Annotated in this window: 15 protein-coding genes; 8 read left to right on the top strand and 7 right to left on the bottom strand. The window is 68.4% G+C overall.

What is annotated here, in order from left to right; genetic code table 11:
• The first annotated feature begins 130 nt into the window (after positions 1-130).
• The 5 genes from N2K99_RS16200 to N2K99_RS16180 all read left to right on the top strand — a co-directional run bounded on the left by N2K99_RS16200 (position 131) and on the right by N2K99_RS16180 (position 4,771).
• Positions 131-1,063, top strand: coding sequence for a DUF4031 domain-containing protein (locus N2K99_RS16200; protein ID WP_227920940.1), 933 nt, complete (start codon positions 131-133; stop codon positions 1,061-1,063).
• On the top strand, positions 1,060-2,349 hold the full coding sequence (locus N2K99_RS16195) for an MFS transporter (RefSeq protein WP_227920284.1): 1,290 nt from the start codon (positions 1,060-1,062) through the stop codon (positions 2,347-2,349). Before N2K99_RS16200 ends, N2K99_RS16195 begins: the two co-directional genes overlap by 4 nt.
• 10 nt (positions 2,350-2,359) lie before the next feature.
• A complete protein-coding gene (locus N2K99_RS16190; protein ID WP_227932689.1) occupies positions 2,360-3,718 on the top strand; it encodes an MATE family efflux transporter in 1,359 nt (452 codons plus the stop codon).
• A gap of 95 nt (positions 3,719-3,813) precedes the next feature.
• The gene (locus N2K99_RS16185; RefSeq protein WP_227932690.1) at positions 3,814-4,332 is read left to right on the top strand and encodes a hypothetical protein; all 519 of its coding nucleotides are present in this window, start codon (positions 3,814-3,816) and stop codon (positions 4,330-4,332) included.
• Between the two features lie 76 nt (positions 4,333-4,408).
• The gene (locus N2K99_RS16180; protein ID WP_227920278.1) at positions 4,409-4,771 is read left to right on the top strand and encodes a hypothetical protein; all 363 of its coding nucleotides are present in this window, start codon (positions 4,409-4,411) and stop codon (positions 4,769-4,771) included.
• A 4-nt stretch (positions 4,772-4,775) separates the two neighbouring features.
• Here N2K99_RS16180 and N2K99_RS16175 read toward each other — a convergent pair whose 3' ends face one another.
• The 3 genes from N2K99_RS16175 to N2K99_RS16165 are packed head-to-tail and all read right to left on the bottom strand — an operon-like array spanning position 4,776 to position 8,679.
• On the bottom strand, positions 4,776-5,672 hold the full coding sequence (locus N2K99_RS16175; protein ID WP_227932691.1) for a glycosyltransferase family A protein: 897 nt from the start codon (positions 5,670-5,672) through the stop codon (positions 4,776-4,778).
• Entirely contained in the window at positions 5,669-7,240 is a 1,572-nt protein-coding gene (gene rfaE2, locus N2K99_RS16170) for a D-glycero-beta-D-manno-heptose 1-phosphate adenylyltransferase (RefSeq protein ID WP_227932692.1), read from the bottom strand. Before rfaE2 ends, N2K99_RS16175 begins: the two co-directional genes overlap by 4 nt.
• A complete protein-coding gene (locus N2K99_RS16165) occupies positions 7,237-8,679 on the bottom strand; it encodes an aldehyde dehydrogenase (RefSeq protein WP_374200016.1) in 1,443 nt (480 codons plus the stop codon). The genes rfaE2 and N2K99_RS16165 overlap by 4 nt, the downstream gene beginning before the upstream one ends.
• A 192-nt stretch (positions 8,680-8,871) precedes the next feature.
• On the opposite strand from N2K99_RS16165, the gene N2K99_RS16160 reads away from it, so the two are divergent.
• Together N2K99_RS16160 and N2K99_RS16155 are read left to right on the top strand one after the other, a co-directional pair.
• A complete protein-coding gene (locus N2K99_RS16160) occupies positions 8,872-10,026 on the top strand; it encodes a glycosyltransferase family 9 protein (RefSeq protein ID WP_227932693.1) in 1,155 nt (384 codons plus the stop codon).
• 95 nt (positions 10,027-10,121) lie between these two features.
• A complete protein-coding gene (locus N2K99_RS16155) occupies positions 10,122-10,718 on the top strand; it encodes a TetR family transcriptional regulator (RefSeq protein ID WP_227920269.1) in 597 nt (198 codons plus the stop codon).
• A gap of 43 nt (positions 10,719-10,761) precedes the next feature.
• Here N2K99_RS16155 and N2K99_RS16150 read toward each other — a convergent pair whose 3' ends face one another.
• Genes N2K99_RS16150 through N2K99_RS16140 form a run of 3 tightly spaced genes read right to left on the bottom strand, consistent with a single transcriptional unit; the run spans position 10,762 to position 15,053 of the window.
• Positions 10,762-13,005, bottom strand: a complete 2,244-nt coding sequence (locus N2K99_RS16150; protein ID WP_227932694.1) for a cytochrome P450 — start codon at positions 13,003-13,005, stop codon at positions 10,762-10,764.
• Positions 13,006-13,027: 22 nt separating this feature from the next.
• On the bottom strand, positions 13,028-14,197 hold the full coding sequence (locus N2K99_RS16145) for a serine hydrolase (RefSeq protein WP_227932695.1): 1,170 nt from the start codon (positions 14,195-14,197) through the stop codon (positions 13,028-13,030).
• 43 nt (positions 14,198-14,240) lie between these two features.
• Positions 14,241-15,053 carry an SDR family NAD(P)-dependent oxidoreductase gene (locus tag N2K99_RS16140; protein WP_227920261.1) on the bottom strand — a complete coding sequence of 271 codons (813 nt, stop codon included), beginning with the start codon at positions 15,051-15,053 and terminating at the stop codon, positions 14,241-14,243.
• Between the two features lie 354 nt (positions 15,054-15,407).
• Here N2K99_RS16140 and N2K99_RS16135 point away from each other — a divergent pair, with 354 nt between their 5' ends.
• Positions 15,408-15,635 carry a hexameric tyrosine-coordinated heme protein gene (locus N2K99_RS16135; RefSeq protein ID WP_227932696.1) on the top strand — a complete coding sequence of 76 codons (228 nt, stop codon included), beginning with the start codon at positions 15,408-15,410 and terminating at the stop codon, positions 15,633-15,635.
• Positions 15,636-15,661: 26 nt separating this feature from the next.
• On the opposite strand, the gene N2K99_RS16130 is transcribed toward N2K99_RS16135, so the two are convergent.
• Complete coding sequence (locus tag N2K99_RS16130; protein WP_227932697.1) at positions 15,662-16,138, bottom strand: MaoC family dehydratase; 477 nt, start codon at positions 16,136-16,138, stop codon at positions 15,662-15,664.
• Positions 16,139-16,156 lie beyond the last annotated feature (18 nt).

Raw genomic sequence — 16,156 nt, 5'->3', positions numbered from 1 at the left:
CCCCGGAACAAGGGTTTGCGCAAAGACCGGCTGCCCGGCGGCCCGACGGATGCGCCGCCGCATGGAAATTGCTGCCCCGGGTGCGATAGACATACAAGATGCTGTTGCTGCAGCCGGAAACCCGGCGTCCATGATCTACATCGATCCGCCGATGTGGCCGGCGCACAACACCCTCTTCTCGCACCTGATCTCCAACTCCGGGTTGGACGAGCTGCACGCGTTCACCCGGGAGGCAGGCATCTCGGACCGGGCGTTCGACGGCGACCACTACGACGTGCCCCGGGAACGCTATGACGCGCTCGTGTCGCTGGGGGCCGTGCCGGTCAGCTGCGGCGACCTGGTCCGCATCCTCATTTCCAGCGGGCTCCGGATCCCGGCGAGGGAGCGCCCTTCCGCCCTTGCCGCCCCGCTGCGCCACCGGTGGAACCGGCTGCTGCCCGGGACACCGGAGCTGGGCGAACACCTGCTTCAACTCTGGAATGAACCGCACCGCCGCTACCACGACCGCCGGCATCTGCTGCAGGTCCTGGAGGCCCTGGACCTGCTTGCCGGCGGCGAAGTGCCCCGCCCCGTGGCCCTGGCCGCCTGGTTCCACGACGCCGTGTACACCGGCCGGGCCGGTGCCGATGAGGGCGCCTCGGCCCGGCTGGCTGAGCAGCTGCTCTCCGGCGCGGGCGTGACTGCCGCCGAGACCGCCGAATGCGCACGGCTGGTCCGCCTGACCGCCAGCCATGATCCGGCTGCAGCGGACGCCAACGGAGCGCTGCTCACGGACGCGGACCTGGCAGTGCTGGCCCGCGACCCAGCGGGGTATGCCGCCTACCTGCAGGCGGTCCGCGCCGAGTACGCGCACCTTTCAGCCGAGGACTTCACTGCCGGACGACGCCGGGTGGTCCGGCGGCTTGTCGCAGCCGATCCGCTCTACCGGACGCCCGCCGGACGGCAGCTCTGGGAGGAACGGGCCCGCCGCAACCTGGCCGCGGAACTGGCGGGTGACCCGTCCGGTGCATCGCGGACGGCGCCCGCCGCCCCGGCCACGGACGCGGCAACGGACCAGCCATGACGAGACGCGATGACGCGCCCGGCTTCCGCGGCCAGTTCACCGGGCACCGGCGCGGCAGCCCCGGCTACCGCGGCGTCCTGGTGGGACTGGCCGCGGCCGGTGTGGCGACCTTCGCCCAGCTGTACTCCCTGCAGGGAGTCCTGCCCGAACTCGCTGCCGATCTGGGTATCTCCGCCTCGTCGGCGGCGTTGACGGTTTCCGCAGCCACCCTCGGACTCGCCGTCACAGTGATTCCCTGGTCCGCCGCCGCGGACCGATTCGGCCGGCTGCCGGCCATGCGCCTGGCGATCCTGGCCGCAGTGGTGCTGGGCCTGGCCGTTCCGCTGAGCCCCAATCTGCCGATGCTGCTGGGACTCCGCTTCCTCGAGGGGGCGGCCCTGGGCGGGATTCCGGCGGTGGCGCTGGCCTACCTCAGCGAGGAAGTGAGCAGGCTGCATGCCGCAGTGGCGGCCGGGACCTACGTTTCGGGCACCACCATCGGCGGTCTCGCGGGTCGGATCCTGGCCGCACCCCTGGCGGAACTGGTGAACTGGCGGGTGGGTGTAGCCGCGGTGAGCCTCCTGGCAGCCGGAGCCGCAGTAGTTTTTATGCTCACAGCACCCCGCCAGCACGGTTTTGTGCCCGTCCGCCGTGCCGCCTCCGGACACGGCCTGGCTGCGCGGTTGGCGGCGAACCTTCGCAGCCCGCGGCTGCTGGTCCTGTATTCACAGGGCTTCCTGCTGATGGGCGGGTTCGTGGCGGTCTACAACTATCTGGGTTTCCGGCTGGGCGAGCCGCCCTTCGGGCTGCCCCAGAGCCTGGCCAGCTCCCTGTTCCTCGCCTATCTCGCCGGCACCTGGTCCTCCCGGGCCGCGGGCACCCTGGCGGCCCGGCTTCGCGGCGGGCGGAAGCCGGTGCTGCTGCTGTCCCTCGGTGCCATGGCGGTGGGTCTTGCCCTGACGCTGGCCGAGAACCTTCCGGCCATCGTGGCCGGACTGCTGGTCTTCACCGCCGGTTTCTTCGCCGCGCATTCCATTGCCTCCGGCTGGACTCCGCTACTCGCCCGGGAAGGGCGGGCACAGGCCTCCTCGCTCTACAACCTCTTCTACTACACCGGGTCCAGCCTGCTGGGCTGGGTGGGCGGCTATTACTTCCAGCAGGGCGGCTGGAAGTTCCTGGTGCTTTTTGTCGGTGTGCTGCTGCTGGCGGCGGCACTGGCGGCCGTCCTGGTCCTGCGCAGCAACGACGACGGCGCCGGGACGGCGGACCCCGCGGCAGCGGCACCGGACAACGGACGTAAAACGTAGGCTGGAAGGTGTGAAGACCGAAGCCGACCTTTCCTCCCGGCGGCTCAGCCGCCGGATCCTGGCCCTGGCCCTCCCGGCGCTGGGCGCTCTGATTGCCGAACCCCTGTTCCTGCTGGCGGATTCCGCTATTGTCGGCCACCTCGGCGTGGCCCAGCTGGCCGGTGTCGGCCTCGCGTCGACGGTGCTGCAGACCGCCGTCGGGCTGATGGTCTTCCTGGCCTATTCCACTACCGGCACGGTGGCGCGCTACCTCGGCGGCAACCGGCAGCCTGAGGCGCTCGCCGCAGGAAGGGACGGCATTGCCCTGGCCGTCCTGCTGGGCGCCGTGCTTTCGACCGCGGGGTACCTCTTCGCTCCACAGTTGTGCAGTGCCATGGGCGCCACCGGTGACGTGCACCGCTACGCCGTGGACTACCTGCGCTTTTCCATGCCCGGCCTGACCGCGATGCTGGTGGTCCTGGCCGCCACGGGCGTGCTGCGCGGGCTGCAGGACACCCGCACCCCGCTGGTGGTGGCCACGGCCGGCTTCGCCGTGAACATCGGGCTGAATTACCTGCTGGTCTACGGGTTCTCCCTGTCCGTGGCGGGATCGGCCCTGGGCACCAGCATCGCGCAGTGGGGCATGGCGGTGTTCTACCTGATCGCGGTGGCGCGGATGGCACGCTCCCAGGGGGTTTCCCTGCGGCCCGCGGTGTCGGGAATCAGGGCGACGGCGCACGTGGGGTCGTGGCTGATGCTGCGGACGCTGAGCCTGCGTGCCGCGGTGCTCGCGACAGTCCTGGTCGCCACCGCGCAGGGACCGGAATCCCTCGCGGCCCACCAGCTGGTCATGACCGTGTTTACCTTCCTGGCGTTCGCGCTGGACGCCCTGGCCATCGCGGCACAGGCAATGATCGGCAAGGAACTGGGCGCCGGAGATACCGTGACGGCCCGCGCGCTGACCCGGCGGATGATCGTTTGGGGTGTGGGGTTCGGCGTCATTACCGGGGCGCTGCTGGCGCTGGTGGCGCCGGTGGCAGGGGTGCTCTTCACCAGCGACGCCGGTGTGCAGCAGGCCATGACCGCCGGGCTCTGGGTCCTCGCGGTCTCCCAGCCGATCTGCGGGCTGGTGTTTGTGCTGGACGGAGTGCTGATCGGCGCGGGGGACGCCAAATACCTGGCCCTTACCGGCGTGCTGAACCTGGCCGCCTATCTGCCGCTGCTGATCTGGGTGCACACTGCGGGCCTGTCCGGCGCCGGGGGGATCGCCTGGCTGTGGGCGGCGTTCGCCCTTGGCTACATGAGCGCACGCGGAATCACCCTGTCCTGGCGGACCCGGCGGGACGCCTGGATGGTGACCGGTGCCCGGTCCGGAGCGGGGAGCGACTAAGCTTGACGGTGGCCAACCGGCCACCGAAATGATGCAAAAGTGAAAGCGGAGGCTCTGCAGTGGGCGGATCCAATCCCGGAGCACCTTGGGGACCCATGCTGGTCCGTTCAATGGTCGCGGCAGTCTACGGCGTGCTGACCGTGTTCTGGCAGGACCCCACCGAGCCCGTCCTGGTGGTTGCCGGCGGCACCTACCTGCTGCTCACCGGCGTCGCACTCTGGCCCATGCTCGCCGCGGCACGCGGACACGGCAACGTTCGGGCTTTCCTGCTGGTTGAAGCCGCCGCCTACGTTCTGGCCGGTGCAGCCACGCTGGTCTTCGCCTCGGCCGAAGCCTTCCGGGCAGCGGCTGCCGCCGCCCTCATCCTCGGGGGAGTCCTCGAACTCATCCTCTGGGTCCGGAACCGCGGCGACTTCCTGCCGGCCCGTGACTGGCTGATCACCGGTGCCGCCGCCCTGGCGGCCGGCATCCTGGTGCCGCTCGTCTACAGCCTGGGTGTCCGCGCCTTGCTTGGCGTGACCGGTGGCGCGGCGATCATCATTGCGGTGATCGTGGCCATTTCCGCCCTGGGCGTCCGGCATGATTCCCGTGCAGCCGTGGACGAGCGGGCATAGGCCGTAAACTAGGTAACGCGCGCGGTGCATTTACGCATCGATCCGCGCCACCCCAACGCAGCAGGAGGCAATCATAGTGGCGAACAGCTCAACCGGTGGACCGCAGAGGCGGAACTCCGTTAAGGCACCGCTGATTTTCTCTGCCGTGCTGGCGTTGATTGCCGGCATTGCCACCATGATCTTCGCCACCGGGGGAGCGGAGCAGGAACTGAGGTTCGACCTCGGGCTCATTGCCGTCGGCATTGCGTTTATCGCGTCGCTGCTGGTCTCTTCGCTGCTGCTGATGACGGAGAAGCCGAACCCCGAGCACCTCAGCCAGGGCTCGGGTGTCCACCGCAGTTCGGCAAAGATTCCGGGCGGTGCGGGAAACGTGGGCAAGCCGACCCCGTCCGCAACGGATCAGGACGATTCGCCCCGGCCCACGGATCCCACCGCCTGAGCAGCTAGATCTCCCGTCCGCTGGACGGGTCGCACCCGCCGGTGCCCAGGATGAGCTCGGCAGCGTCAGCGGACCGGTCGGTAACCGTGGTTGGCGACTCCAGGTGCACAGCACCGGAGGGAATCATTCCGGCGCCGCCGAACCTCTCCATCACCCGCCACTGGGCTGCCACGTCCTCCCCGGCATGCCCGGGCGGCAGCTGATCCCAGAACCCGAAGCCGCCGCACGCAAGCAGGGCCTGCCGGTCATAGAGGACGCAGGCCCCCACCCAGGCGATCCGGTACAGGCGCCATTGCCCCGGCGGGATTCCGAGGCCGGAAGCCACATGCGCCAGATTCGCTGCATTGTGCAGGGTCCAACGCGAGAAACCCGGCTGGTTGCGTCGGATCCGTTCCGGCTGCACCTGTCCGTTCTCCCAGACCTCGAACGGCTGCTGTTCCTCGGGCCGCCGGTCGGCGAGATAGGACAGCCCTTGCACGGCAGCCCCCACAAACCCGCCGCCGGACGCCGCCAGGGCCGCCGTGAGCCGGGCCAGCATGTCCGGTTCCAGCCAGACGTCGTCGTCCAGGAACAGGACCAGCGGAGCGCCGGCCTGCCCGAGCAGGAAGTGCCGCTGTTCGGCCAGCCCCCGGGCCGGCAGGTGCCTCAGTAGCCGGACGGGACGGCCCTGCGCCTGCAGGACCCGGACCATCGCTTCGGCGGCGGGATGGTTCCAGGACGGAACATCGGTACTTTGGTCGCTGATGACGACGGCGAAGTCCGGCCCGTCCTGCGCGGCCAGCCCGGCGAGGGTGACCGCGAGTTCGGCCGGCCGGTTGCGGGTCGGAATCAGCACGTCCACCTCTGCCGCACTGCCCGAATCGGGTGGCCGGGCCCAGTCCCCGGACCAGCGGCGCGTCACGGCGGGTCCCCGGGGCCGTTCCCGCCTGCGGCTGCTTCTGAGCCTCCGCCGCCCGCGGGGTTTCCCTCAGTCTCCCCGGTGCCGCCGGTGCCGCCGGACCGGATCCGGGACACCAGGGCAGTGGTGGAGTGGTCGGAGACGTAGTCCAGGATCAGCACCCGGCCGCCGCATTCCTCCACCACCGGGGTTTCAGCCAGCATCTGGGCGGAATAGTCCCCGCCCTTCGCGTAAATATCCGGCCGCAGCTCCCGGATGAGCGGAATCGGCGTGTCCGTGTCGAATACGGTCACGTAGTCCACGCAGCTGAGCGCGGCAATGATCCCGGCCCGGTCATGGACGGGATTGATGGGACGGCCCGGTCCTTTCAGCCGGCGGGCGGACGAGTCGCTGTTCAGGGCGACCACCAGGATGTCGCCGAGTTGTTTGGCCTGGTTCAGGTACCGGGTGTGCCCGCGGTGCAGGACGTCGAAACAGCCGTTGGTCAGGACAATCCTGCGCCCGGCAGCCCGTTCGGCGGCGGTCCGGGCCAGGAGTTCGGCCTGGCTGAGTGCCGTGTCGGCAAAGCTGTCCAGATGCTTTTCCAGATCGGCGGTGCTGCAGACCGAGGTGCCGGGCCGCTGGACCACAATATCGGCGGCGTTCTGCGCCAGGCCCGCGGCGGTGGACAGCGGCAGGCCTGCGGCCCGGGCGAGCGTCAGGCAGGCAACGAACGTGTCGCCTGCTCCCGACGCCTGTTTTTCGGCAGCGGGCCGCGCCCAGGTGCGGTGGAACCCGCCGTCGGCGCCGATCACGGCCGCGCCGTCGCGGTCCAGGGTGACGGCTGCCGCTGCCGCGCCGGCGGCGGCCAGCAGATCCGGTGCAGCGGTGCGAACCGCTGCGGCCCGGTCCGGCCCGAGCAATTTTGGCCCGCCCAGCAGTTGCGCGGCTTCGGCGGCATTCGGCGTGACCAGGTCGGGGGACAGATCGGCCCAGCCCGCGGCGTCGTGGGCGTCCACGACGGTGAGGCGGCCGCCGCGCAGTGCCACCAGGGCGTCGCGGACGGCCCCGTGCAGCAGCCCGGTGCCGTAGTCGCAGACCACCAATGCATCGGCGCCCTCCAGCAGTGCAGGGACGGAGGCCGCCAGCAGGTCTTCTGCCTCGGCCGGGAACCGCCCGCCGTCGTCGAGCCGGAACAGTACCTGCTCCGCGGCGACAATCCGGTCCTTCGTGGCGGTCTGCGCGTCGGGGTGCCGCACCATGCCGCGCAGGTCCACGCCCGCCTCCGCCAGGATGCCGCGCAGCCGGTCACCGGCGGCGTCGCTGCCGGTCAGTCCGCCGAGCCGGACCCGTGCTCCGAGCGCCTGCAGGTTCATGGCCGTGTTTCCCGCACCGCCGGGTGCGTAGTTCTTCCGCTGCACATCCACCACGGGAGCCGGAGCCTCGCGGCAGAACCGTTCGGTGACCCCGGACCACCAGCCGTCCAGCATCACATCGCCGATGACCGCTATGCACAGGGAGGCGGCCGCGAGACGAGCCGGCAGCCCCGGAGCGAGGCTGCGGACCTCCCCGGGGTTCCGGAAGTCCGTCACTCCGGCAGTCCCGGTGAGGCGGTGCCCGGAGAGCCGACGTGGACCACCTTTACGAGGGAGAACTCGTCCAGCAGTTCCGGGCCGTAGCCAAAGCCGCGGCCGCTCCGACGCCTGGGCTGTGCCGAGCCGCCCGGGGCGCCGCCGAACACGGCGTTGATCTTCACGGTGCCCACGTCCAGGGCAGCCACTGCCTGCTGAGCGTGGGCAATGCTGCCCGTCAAGACCGTGGCGGCCAGCCCGTAGGATCCCGCAGCGGCCAGGGCGAGCCCTTCGTCGAAGCTGTCCACCACCTGCACGGCGGCCACGGGGCCGAACGTTTCGGCGTCGAAGACCTCCATCCCCGCCGAACAGTTCAGCAGGACGGTAGCGGGGTAGTGGGCTCCGGGTCCTTCCGGTAACGCGCCGCCCTCCGCAACCGTCGCGCCGCGGACCAGCGCCTGGGTTACCTGCTGGTGCACGGTATCGCGGAGCCGGGTATCCACCAGCGGCGCCATCGCCTGCCCTCGGTTTCGTCGCCGCGCTTCGGCCATCAGCTCGGCGCAGAACGCATCCGCGATGTTGCGGTGAACGTAAATGCGCTCCACCGCGGTACAGATCTGGCCGCTGTTGCTGAATGCCCCGACAGCTGCCTGTCCGGCCGCCCATCGCGGATCCACGTCTGCATCAACCAGCAGCGGATCATTGCCGCCGTTCTCGAGGATGACGTGGGCTCCCGTCAGGGCAGCCGTCCGGGCAATCCTCGCACCCGTCGCACTGGAACCCACGTGTGCCAGGACGTCCACCCCTGCTTCCAAGGTCAGTTGGGTACCCACGTCCGGGCCGCCGGTGACCGTTGTCAGGACACCGGCGGGGAACGCCGGGGCGAGGATCTCCCCGAGCAGTTTCCCGGTGTGGGGAGAACGCTCGCTGGGCTTGTGAATCACCGTGTTTCCGGTGACCAGCGCCGCGCCGATCAACCCGGCGGCAACGGCCACCGGGTCGTTCCACGGGGTCAGCACCACGGCGACGCCGCGCGGCCCGGCTACCGTGTAGTCCGCAGCGAGTGCCGCACCGCGGAGGCTGAGCCCCCGGTGCACAGGGCCAAGTTCGGCGTATTGCTCCAACGTGGACACCCCGGCCTGCACCCCGGCAAGGGCTTCGGCCGCGGGCCGTCCGGTCTCACGGGTGTTCCACTCGGCCAGTTCGGCGGCCCGCAGCTCCAGGGCAGCGGCAGCGGCGTGCAGGAGGCGCCCCCGCTCTGCGGGGTCGGTGCCTGCCCACCCGGGGAGGGCGCCGCGGGCTGCCGCCACGGCGGCTCGGATGCCGGCCCGTCCGTCCTGCTCCACCCGACCCACCAGCGTTCCGTCCCGTGGATCGCAAATGGTGAGCGGCTCGGGGGAACCGGTGGGGTGCATTGGGGAGGCGGACCGGGGGACCGGCGGCTGAATGGTGGTGGACATGCTGCTCCTTGTCGCGCGTTGTATAGCTCCCATACCCCGTTTCCGGCGGGTTCAGACAGGCGCGGAAAGCAGGTGCGGGCCCCGCTCACATGGAGTAAACACCTCCCTTGGGTCCGGCGTCGCCAGCACCTAAGGTGAGTGCCCACAGGGCAGACCGGCGCGGCACGCAGGTCCTCGGCGAAAGGAAGCCCCATGAAGCAGAAGACCACGGAACAGCGCGGGCCGCTGTACCCCCGGAGCGACCGGCCGGGGCTTGTCCGCGGCGTCGGCCCCCTGGCCGCACCCTTTCCGGAGGTGCAGAAAATCGCCGTGCTGCGCGGCGGAGGGCTGGGAGACCTGATGTTCGCCCTGCCGGCGGTCGAAGCTCTCGCCGCCGCATATCCGTCCGCGTCCATCACGCTGCTTGGCACTGCGCTGCACGCCGCCCTCCTGACGAACCGGCCCGGGCCGGTGCAGCGGGTGGAGGTCCTGCCCGCCGCCCCCGGCATTGCCTCCGGAGCGGAGGACCCGGAGGCCGTTGAGGCATTCCTGGCCCGGATGCAGCGGGAGCGGTTTGATCTGGCCGTACAGGTGCACGGCGGCGGCCGGAATTCGAATCCCTTCCTGCTCCGCCTGGGGGCACGGCACACGGTGGGGACCCGCACCCCCGATGCCGCCGCCCTGGAGCGGAGCATTCCCTACATCTACTACCAGCACGAGGTATTCCGGGCGCTGGAAGTGGCCGGGCTCGCCGGAGCAGCCCCCGTCAGCCTGGACGCGCAGCTGCCCGTCCTGCCCGAAGAGGTAGCGGCGGCGCGGGCCTTGGTATTGCCGGGCCGGAACCTGGTGACCCTGCACCCCGGGGCCACGGACCCGCGGCGCAGGTGGCCGGCGTCGTGCTTCGCGGAGGTGGCGGTGCGTGCCGTCGCCCGGGGCTGCCAGGTTGTGGTGGTGGGCGACGACGCCGACCGGGGCCTCGCGCAGTACGTCGTGGACCTTGCGCTCGCCGAGGCTGGACCCGACGCGCCCGTCCGCTCGCTCGCCGGCGAACTGGGCATCGGCACGCTCGGGGCCCTGCTGCAGGCCAGTGCGGTGATGGTGGGCAATGACAGCGGACCCCGGCATCTGGCGCAGGCGGCCGGAGCCGCCACGGTGGGGATCTACTGGTTCGGCAACGTCGTCAACGCCGGGGCGATGGGCCGCACCCGGCACCGGGTGCACATGTCCTGGGTGTCGGAGTGTCCCGTCTGCAAGGCTGACGTCACCCAGGTCGGCTGGACTGCCGAGCGGTGCGAACACGATGACTCGTTTGTGGCGGAAGTCCGGACCGCAGATGTGTGGGCCGACGTCGACCAGCTGCTCGGGTAGGCTCGGGAAGCCCGCTAAGGTCGGGGTATGCACATTTGGTATCCGGCCTCGCGGCCGCAGCCCGACGGCGTCCCCTGCCGTACGGTGGGCCGCCGGTGAATCTGCGCGAGCAGCAACGGAGCGAAACCCGGCAGCGGTTCATTGACACCGCCATGCAGTTGTTTCAGGAGCAGGGGTTCACCGCGACCAGCATGAACCAGATCGCGGTTGCCGCCGGCGGCAGCCGCGCCAACCTCTACCTGCATTTCCGGAACAAGCCTGAACTGGTCATGGCCAAAATGCGGGACATTGAACAGGAAATCACGGACGGCTACCGCGCGCTGGATGAGCTGCCGCAGCACGATTTTGCCGCCCTCCGCGGGTGGCTGGTAGACACCAAAGGGCTCTGGTCGCGGTACGCAATCGAATTTGCGGCCATGGAGCAGGCCATGGCCGCAGACACGGCGGTGGCGGACGAGTGGCTCGGGATGCTGCGGCGCGTCAGCGGGTCAATGGAGCGGCTCTACCGCTCCTGCTCCTCGCAACAGGAGCGGGAAGAGCTGCAGACCCATCTCGTGACTTTCATGATGAGTTTGGACCGCAACTTCTACTTCCTCTACGTCCGGGGACACCAGGAGCGGCACGAGATGGTGCTCGATGCGCTGACCCGCCAACTCTTGAGCCTGTTCGCTGACAGGTTTCCGTCCCAGTAGCAGCTGGAGTCCCGGCAGCAGCTGGAACGGAAACCCGATGCGGCTACCGGTCCAGGACCAGCCGCGGACAGCCCCGCCCGGCCCGGGATACGCAGATCATCAACGTCTCATTGGCATCCTGTTCGTCCGGCGTGAGGATCGAGTCACGGTGTTCGGCCCGCCCGGACACGATCCGGGTTTCGCAGGTGCCGCAGGTTCCCGTCTTGCAGGAAGAAATCACCGGCAGCCCGGCCCGGTCCGCAGCGTCGAGGATGCTTTCGTCCGGACCCACTTCAACGGTGACTCCCGAGGCTGCGAACTCCACCTCGAAGGCAGTGTCCGGTTCAGAGCGTTCCAGCACCTTGGCGGCAAACCGTTCCACCCGCAGTGAGCCCTTGCGCCAATGGGCAGAGTAGGTCTCCACGGCCCGCAGCACCGGTTCGGGTCCGCAGCAGTAGATGAGGGTTTCTTCCCGCGCGTCCTGCAGCAGTCCCGGCAAATCCATCAGTCCGTGGGTGTCCTGCGGCACGAGGGTGACGCGCTCCCCGTAGGCGGCCAGTTCCTCGAGGAACGCCATTGAAGCCCGTGTGCGTCCGCCGTACACCAGTTGCCAGTCGGCGCCGGCCTGTTCCGCTTCGCGGATCATGGTCAGGAGCGGGGTGATGCCAATGCCACCGGCAATGAAGAGGTACTTCGGTGAGGGGGCAAAGCGGAAGTTGTTCCGTGGCCAGGAAACGGTGACCGTACTGCCTTGATGGAGCGTACGGTGCACCGCCAGCGAGCCGCCGCGTCCGGTATCGGACCGCAGCACACCCACGCGGTAGGCTGCTGTGTTGCCCGGATCCGAGCACAGCGAATACTGGCGCACCAGCGTCTCGGGGTCCCCGGGTACGTGCAGATCGATGTGCGCGCCTGGCTTCCACCCGGGCAGGGCGCCTCCATCGGGGTGGCCCAGGAGCAGGGAGACCACGCCGTCGGATTCTTCCCGGCGCTCCAGGACCCGCAGGTTCAGGGTTCGCACGGCGCGTTCCCGGGAGCGGGCGACGTCGGCCACGTCCCAGTGCACGTTGAGTGAGCGGCGCGCGGGCAGCAGAGCAAACCGGACGAAGTCCACGGCATCAGCGTCGTCCGGGCGCATTGAGGGCAGGCGTTCGTAAAGCACCTTCAAACCCGCAGCCCCCTGGACCCGGGCGAGCGGGTTGCCCAGGCACTTGTGGCGTCCGGTGGAGAAGGCCAAATGGTCTACTGGATCCTGGCGGTGGATATCGAAGGCAAACGGACTGTCCACGTGGGCCGGATCTGTGTTCACCGAGGCCAGGGCAAGCCAGACCATGTCCCCGGCCTTGATCTGTGCCCCGCCGAGCTCAATGTCAATGTTGGACCGGCGGGAAGCGAACGTGGAGGAAGGTCTGCGGCGGACGGTTTCCTCAAAGACCCGCGGCCAGAGCTCAGGCTCGGCCAGGGCATCTTCCCGTGCCTGCGGGTTTGCGGCCAGGAACAGTACTGCGTTCGCCATGGCCTGAGCGGTGGTGTCGGTGCCTGCCGCGGCAAACTCGGTGAGGTGTATGGCTATTTGGTCCGCGCCGAGGGCATATCCACCGTCTTCGCTCCGCGCGGAAGCCATCACGCTGATCAGGTCCCCGGCGTCGGAGTTGCGGCGTGATTCAATGATGTCCCGCAGCACGAGGTTTGCCTCGGTGTAGCGTTTCCAGACCTGCGAGCGGAGGGGTTCCGGGAACGGCTCCTGCGCCGAGGCCAGAATCTGGAAGAAGTCGTCCCGCAGCTGGCGCATCATCGCGTCATATTCGTAATCGAGACCCATGAGGGCCATCAGGGTTTGGGTGGTCAGCTCGAGGCAGTAATCCTCCAGCAGGTTGCCCTTCCCCTGGTCCTCGAACCCGTCAATGATGCGGTGCGCGCGGGACTCGATCTCCGGCTGCAGCGCGTCCATGCGTTCCTGCAGGAAGCCCAGCTGTGCCACACTGCGGGCGGTGGTGTGTCCGGGCGGATCCGATCCCACGAGGATGCGGGACATCAGCTCGGCGGGAATGGTGGACTGGTAGGCCTCCGGCACCTCGATCAATCCGCCGTTGGATGCGGAAGAGAACTTCTGCCAGTCGGAGAGCACGGTCAGGGCATCCTCGCGGCGGGTGACAATCCAGGCATTGAGGTGCGGATAAAAGAAGGTGGGGGTCTCGTCACGGACTTCCGCAAAGTGTGCGGCCGGGTCGCGGTAGTAGGCATCGCCCATAGCATCGAAGCCGTGGGCCACGGGGCATTTTGACGGAGCGGAGGGGACAGCGGTCATGGCGGATTCCTTGGAAAAGAAGTCAGAGGGCAGCGGCGACGGCGAGCGTTGAGATTTTCTGGAAGCGGGCCACGTTCTCGCCCTCATCCATCACGCCGGAAGAGAGGAATACGAACGTGAGATCGCGCGCGGGATCCACCCAGAACAGGGTCGATCCGGCCCCGTAGTTGCCGAAAGTCCGGGGGCTGGTGAACGGGCCGAAGAAGCTGGGAGCGGTACCTGTGCCGGAAAGGGAAAAACCGAGTCCAAAGTTGCCGCGCGGGGTTTCCCAACCCCGCATGGCAGCGATTCCTGCGTACAGGTCGTTGGGCAGGTCCCCGGTCTGCAGGGTGGTGGCAGCGTCGATGACGGCAGGCGCCAGCAGCTGCTCGCCGTCGACGGCGCCGCGGTTGCGGAACAATTCGGCAAATCGGAACACGTCATCGACCGTGGAGGTGGCGCCGACCCAGGGCATCTCCGCGTCCTCGGTGATATGCGTGTTCAGGCATTCGATATCCTCGGGTGCCAGCCAGCCGTCTTCAGGCACGTAAACCTTCAGCGGTACCGCGCGTCCGGTCCTCCCCGACGGGAGCCCGAAGGCAGTGTCCTGCATCCCCAGAGGATCGAAGACCAGGTCCCGGGCCAAATCGCGGAAATGCTCGTAGCCGTAGACGCGGCGGACCATCTCACCGATGAGCGCGTGGTTGATGGAAGGGGCGTAATTGAGGTTGCTGCCTGGATCATTGACCACGTCCACGCTCCCCAGAGCAGCAATGACATCGGCCAGGACACCGAAACGTTCCGCCGGCAGTCCGGGGTCCGGGGTCGCGGGCATGCCGGAGCGGTGCGTCAGCAGGTGACCAAGATTGATTCTGTCCTTGCGTACGGCACGGAACCGGTCGGTGCCGAAGAACTCGGGTATCACGTCCACCACGCGAGTGGACAGCGCGAGCCTGCCCTCACCGAGGGCACGGTAGGCCAGCGTGTTGGTGAATGCCTTGGACATGGACAGGATGCGGTAAACGTCCCCGCGCTGAGTTGCCCGGCTGGTTTCCCGTTCGGCGAACCCGTAGCTGCCCTGCAGGCCGATCCGGCCGTGGCGGGCCACGATGATGTTCACCCCGTCGTAGTCGCCGCGTTGGATGTCCGCCTCGATGGTGTCTTCAAGGGTTTTCAGGGCAGAGGTGTTCAGACCCTCAACGTTGTTGATCATGGAGCCTTCCGGGGACGGGTTTATACGGGGGAGATGGTGCTGGTCAGGACATCAGGGCGCCGCCGGACGGCGAGAGCACCTGTCCGGTGTAATGAGCGCCGGCGTCGGAGGCCAGGAAGACCAGAGTCCGGGCAATCTCCTCGGGTTCGGCGAGCCGTTTCAGCGGTTGCAGCGCCAGCAGTGCCTGAACATGCTCCTCCCCGGACTGGGTCAGCAGGGGAGTGTTGATGCCGGCAGGAGCCAGTGCGTTCACGCGGATGCCGAAGGGGGCCAGTTCACCGGCGGTGGTGCGAGTCATCCCGACGACTGCGGCCTTGGATGCGGGGTAGTAGGTGGGCATGGGCAGGCCCACAAGTCCGGCCACCGAGGCGAAGTTGACGACGGCGCCCCCGCCGGCGGCCTTCAGCAGCGGGACGGCTGCGCGCAGGCAGTAAAAAGTTCCGTAAACATTGATCCGCATGACGCGGTCGAAGTCCTCGTCAGGAATCTCTGTGATGAATTCAGGGCTGAACGGCTCTCCGGCCTTCATTGCGGCCAGCATCCGGTGGTTGATTCCGTCCAGCCACTCGGTGGCCTGCCGGTGAGGGGTATTCACGCCGGCCGCGTTGATCAGCACATCCAATCGGCCCTGCTCGTCTGCCACCCGCTTAAACGCTGCGGTGACAGCGGCCGAGTCGGCAATGTCCACAGCCAGCCCGGTGGCGTGCGGTTCCTCACCGAATTCACGGTCCACGGCGTCCTGGGAGATGTCCAGGGCATAGACCCTGGCGCCTTCGGCCAGAAAAGCCCGGGCGGCGGCCAGACCCATTCCCGAGCCGGCTCCGGTAATGACTGCGATCTTGTCCTGCAGGTCCACGCGAACTCCTCTGACACGTTGTGATGTGAACCACATCATGCCAGTTGGCTAGACAGGTGTCTAGTCAACTGAATGCGTTGCTGCGCCGCCTATCGCCTATTAAGGGCGGCCGCCGTCGTCGCCGTGACCCTGGCCTCGATCCTGCTGTACGCGGTGGTTGCCGCAGTGGAGGCGGCACTGAAGCAGCGCGCCGGGACGTAGCCGGCACCCGCCGTCCTGGCTCCGGGGGAGGGCAATGCAGTGGAAACGGTTGAGTGCCGGGCGGTGCGGCGCAAGACTGTTGGCGTCGGGTGTATCCGCCCGCGTGCGCCGAGCCGGCAGGCCGGCGGACTTTGAAAAGACAGGACGGACACCATGGAACTTGTTCCGAACAATTCCCTAAAGTGCGGAACGCCGGAGGAAGGCCGGCAGCTGGCCATTCAACTGGCACTGCAGACCGCCTTTGCCATCCAGCCGGACGGGCAGGCGGAGCACATCATCCGGGATGCCTATGCCAACAACCCGGACGGCATCATCGCAGCCTCGCACGTGGTGGCCACAGAGTTCGCGACCGTTGCGGCCGCGAACAACTACTGGCGGTAGTCCTTCGGCCCGCCTGCCCCGACGGCCTAGGCGTACAGCCGGCTGAGGAACCGGGCGATAACGGCCGGACGCTCCTGGCCCTCGATTTCGATGGTGAGGTCCGCGACCACGTGCAGGCCGTTGCCCTTGACCTCCTGGACCTCGGCGATTGTGGCGGTCATCCGGATCCGGGAACCGACCTTCACCGGTGAGGTGAAGCGGACCTTGTCCAGGCCGTAGTTGACCTTTGTCTTGACGCCCGTCACGTCGAGCAGCTCGCCCCACATCGGGATCAGCAGCGACAGCGTCAGGAACCCGTGGGCTATCGGGGCGCCGAAGGGGCCGTCCTTGGCCCGCTCCGGATCAACGTGAATCCACTGATGGTCGTCGGTGGCATCGGCAAACAGGTCCACCTGACCCTGCGTAATCTCGCGGTAGGCAGAGGTGCCGACGTTCTGGCCGATGAGGTCCTTGACCTCTTCGAACGCTACGACGGTCTGGGCGGAGGCGGGTGCTTCAGTCATGGAAAACTCCTAGGTTGT

Source organism: Arthrobacter sp. zg-Y1110 (assembly GCF_025244865.1).
Taxonomy (GTDB): Bacteria; Actinomycetota; Actinomycetes; order Actinomycetales; family Micrococcaceae; genus Arthrobacter_B.
The sequence above is the reverse complement of the archived record's forward strand: the minus strand, read 5'-3'. Positions and strand labels throughout refer to the sequence as shown.

What these genes read in the sequence shown, in the direction of transcription:
- N2K99_RS16185 (WP_227932690.1), top strand. Translation starts at nt 3,814, where the DNA reads ATGCTGGTCCGTTCAATGGTCGCGGCAGTCTACGGCGTGCTGACCGTG.
- N2K99_RS16130 (WP_227932697.1), bottom strand. Translation starts at nt 16,138, where the DNA reads ATGACTGAAGCACCCGCCTCCGCCCAGACCGTCGTAGCGTTCGAAGAG.
- N2K99_RS16165 (WP_374200016.1), bottom strand. Translation starts at nt 8,679, where the DNA reads ATGTCCACCACCATTCAGCCGCCGGTCCCCCGGTCCGCCTCCCCAATG.
- N2K99_RS16135 (WP_227932696.1), top strand. Translation starts at nt 15,408, where the DNA reads ATGGAACTTGTTCCGAACAATTCCCTAAAGTGCGGAACGCCGGAGGAA.
- N2K99_RS16150 (WP_227932694.1), bottom strand. Translation starts at nt 13,005, where the DNA reads ATGACCGCTGTCCCCTCCGCTCCGTCAAAATGCCCCGTGGCCCACGGC.
- N2K99_RS16200 (WP_227920940.1), top strand. Translation starts at nt 131, where the DNA reads ATGATCTACATCGATCCGCCGATGTGGCCGGCGCACAACACCCTCTTC.
- N2K99_RS16195 (WP_227920284.1), top strand. Translation starts at nt 1,060, where the DNA reads ATGACGAGACGCGATGACGCGCCCGGCTTCCGCGGCCAGTTCACCGGG.
- N2K99_RS16160 (WP_227932693.1), top strand. Translation starts at nt 8,872, where the DNA reads ATGAAGCAGAAGACCACGGAACAGCGCGGGCCGCTGTACCCCCGGAGC.
- N2K99_RS16145 (WP_227932695.1), bottom strand. Translation starts at nt 14,197, where the DNA reads ATGATCAACAACGTTGAGGGTCTGAACACCTCTGCCCTGAAAACCCTT.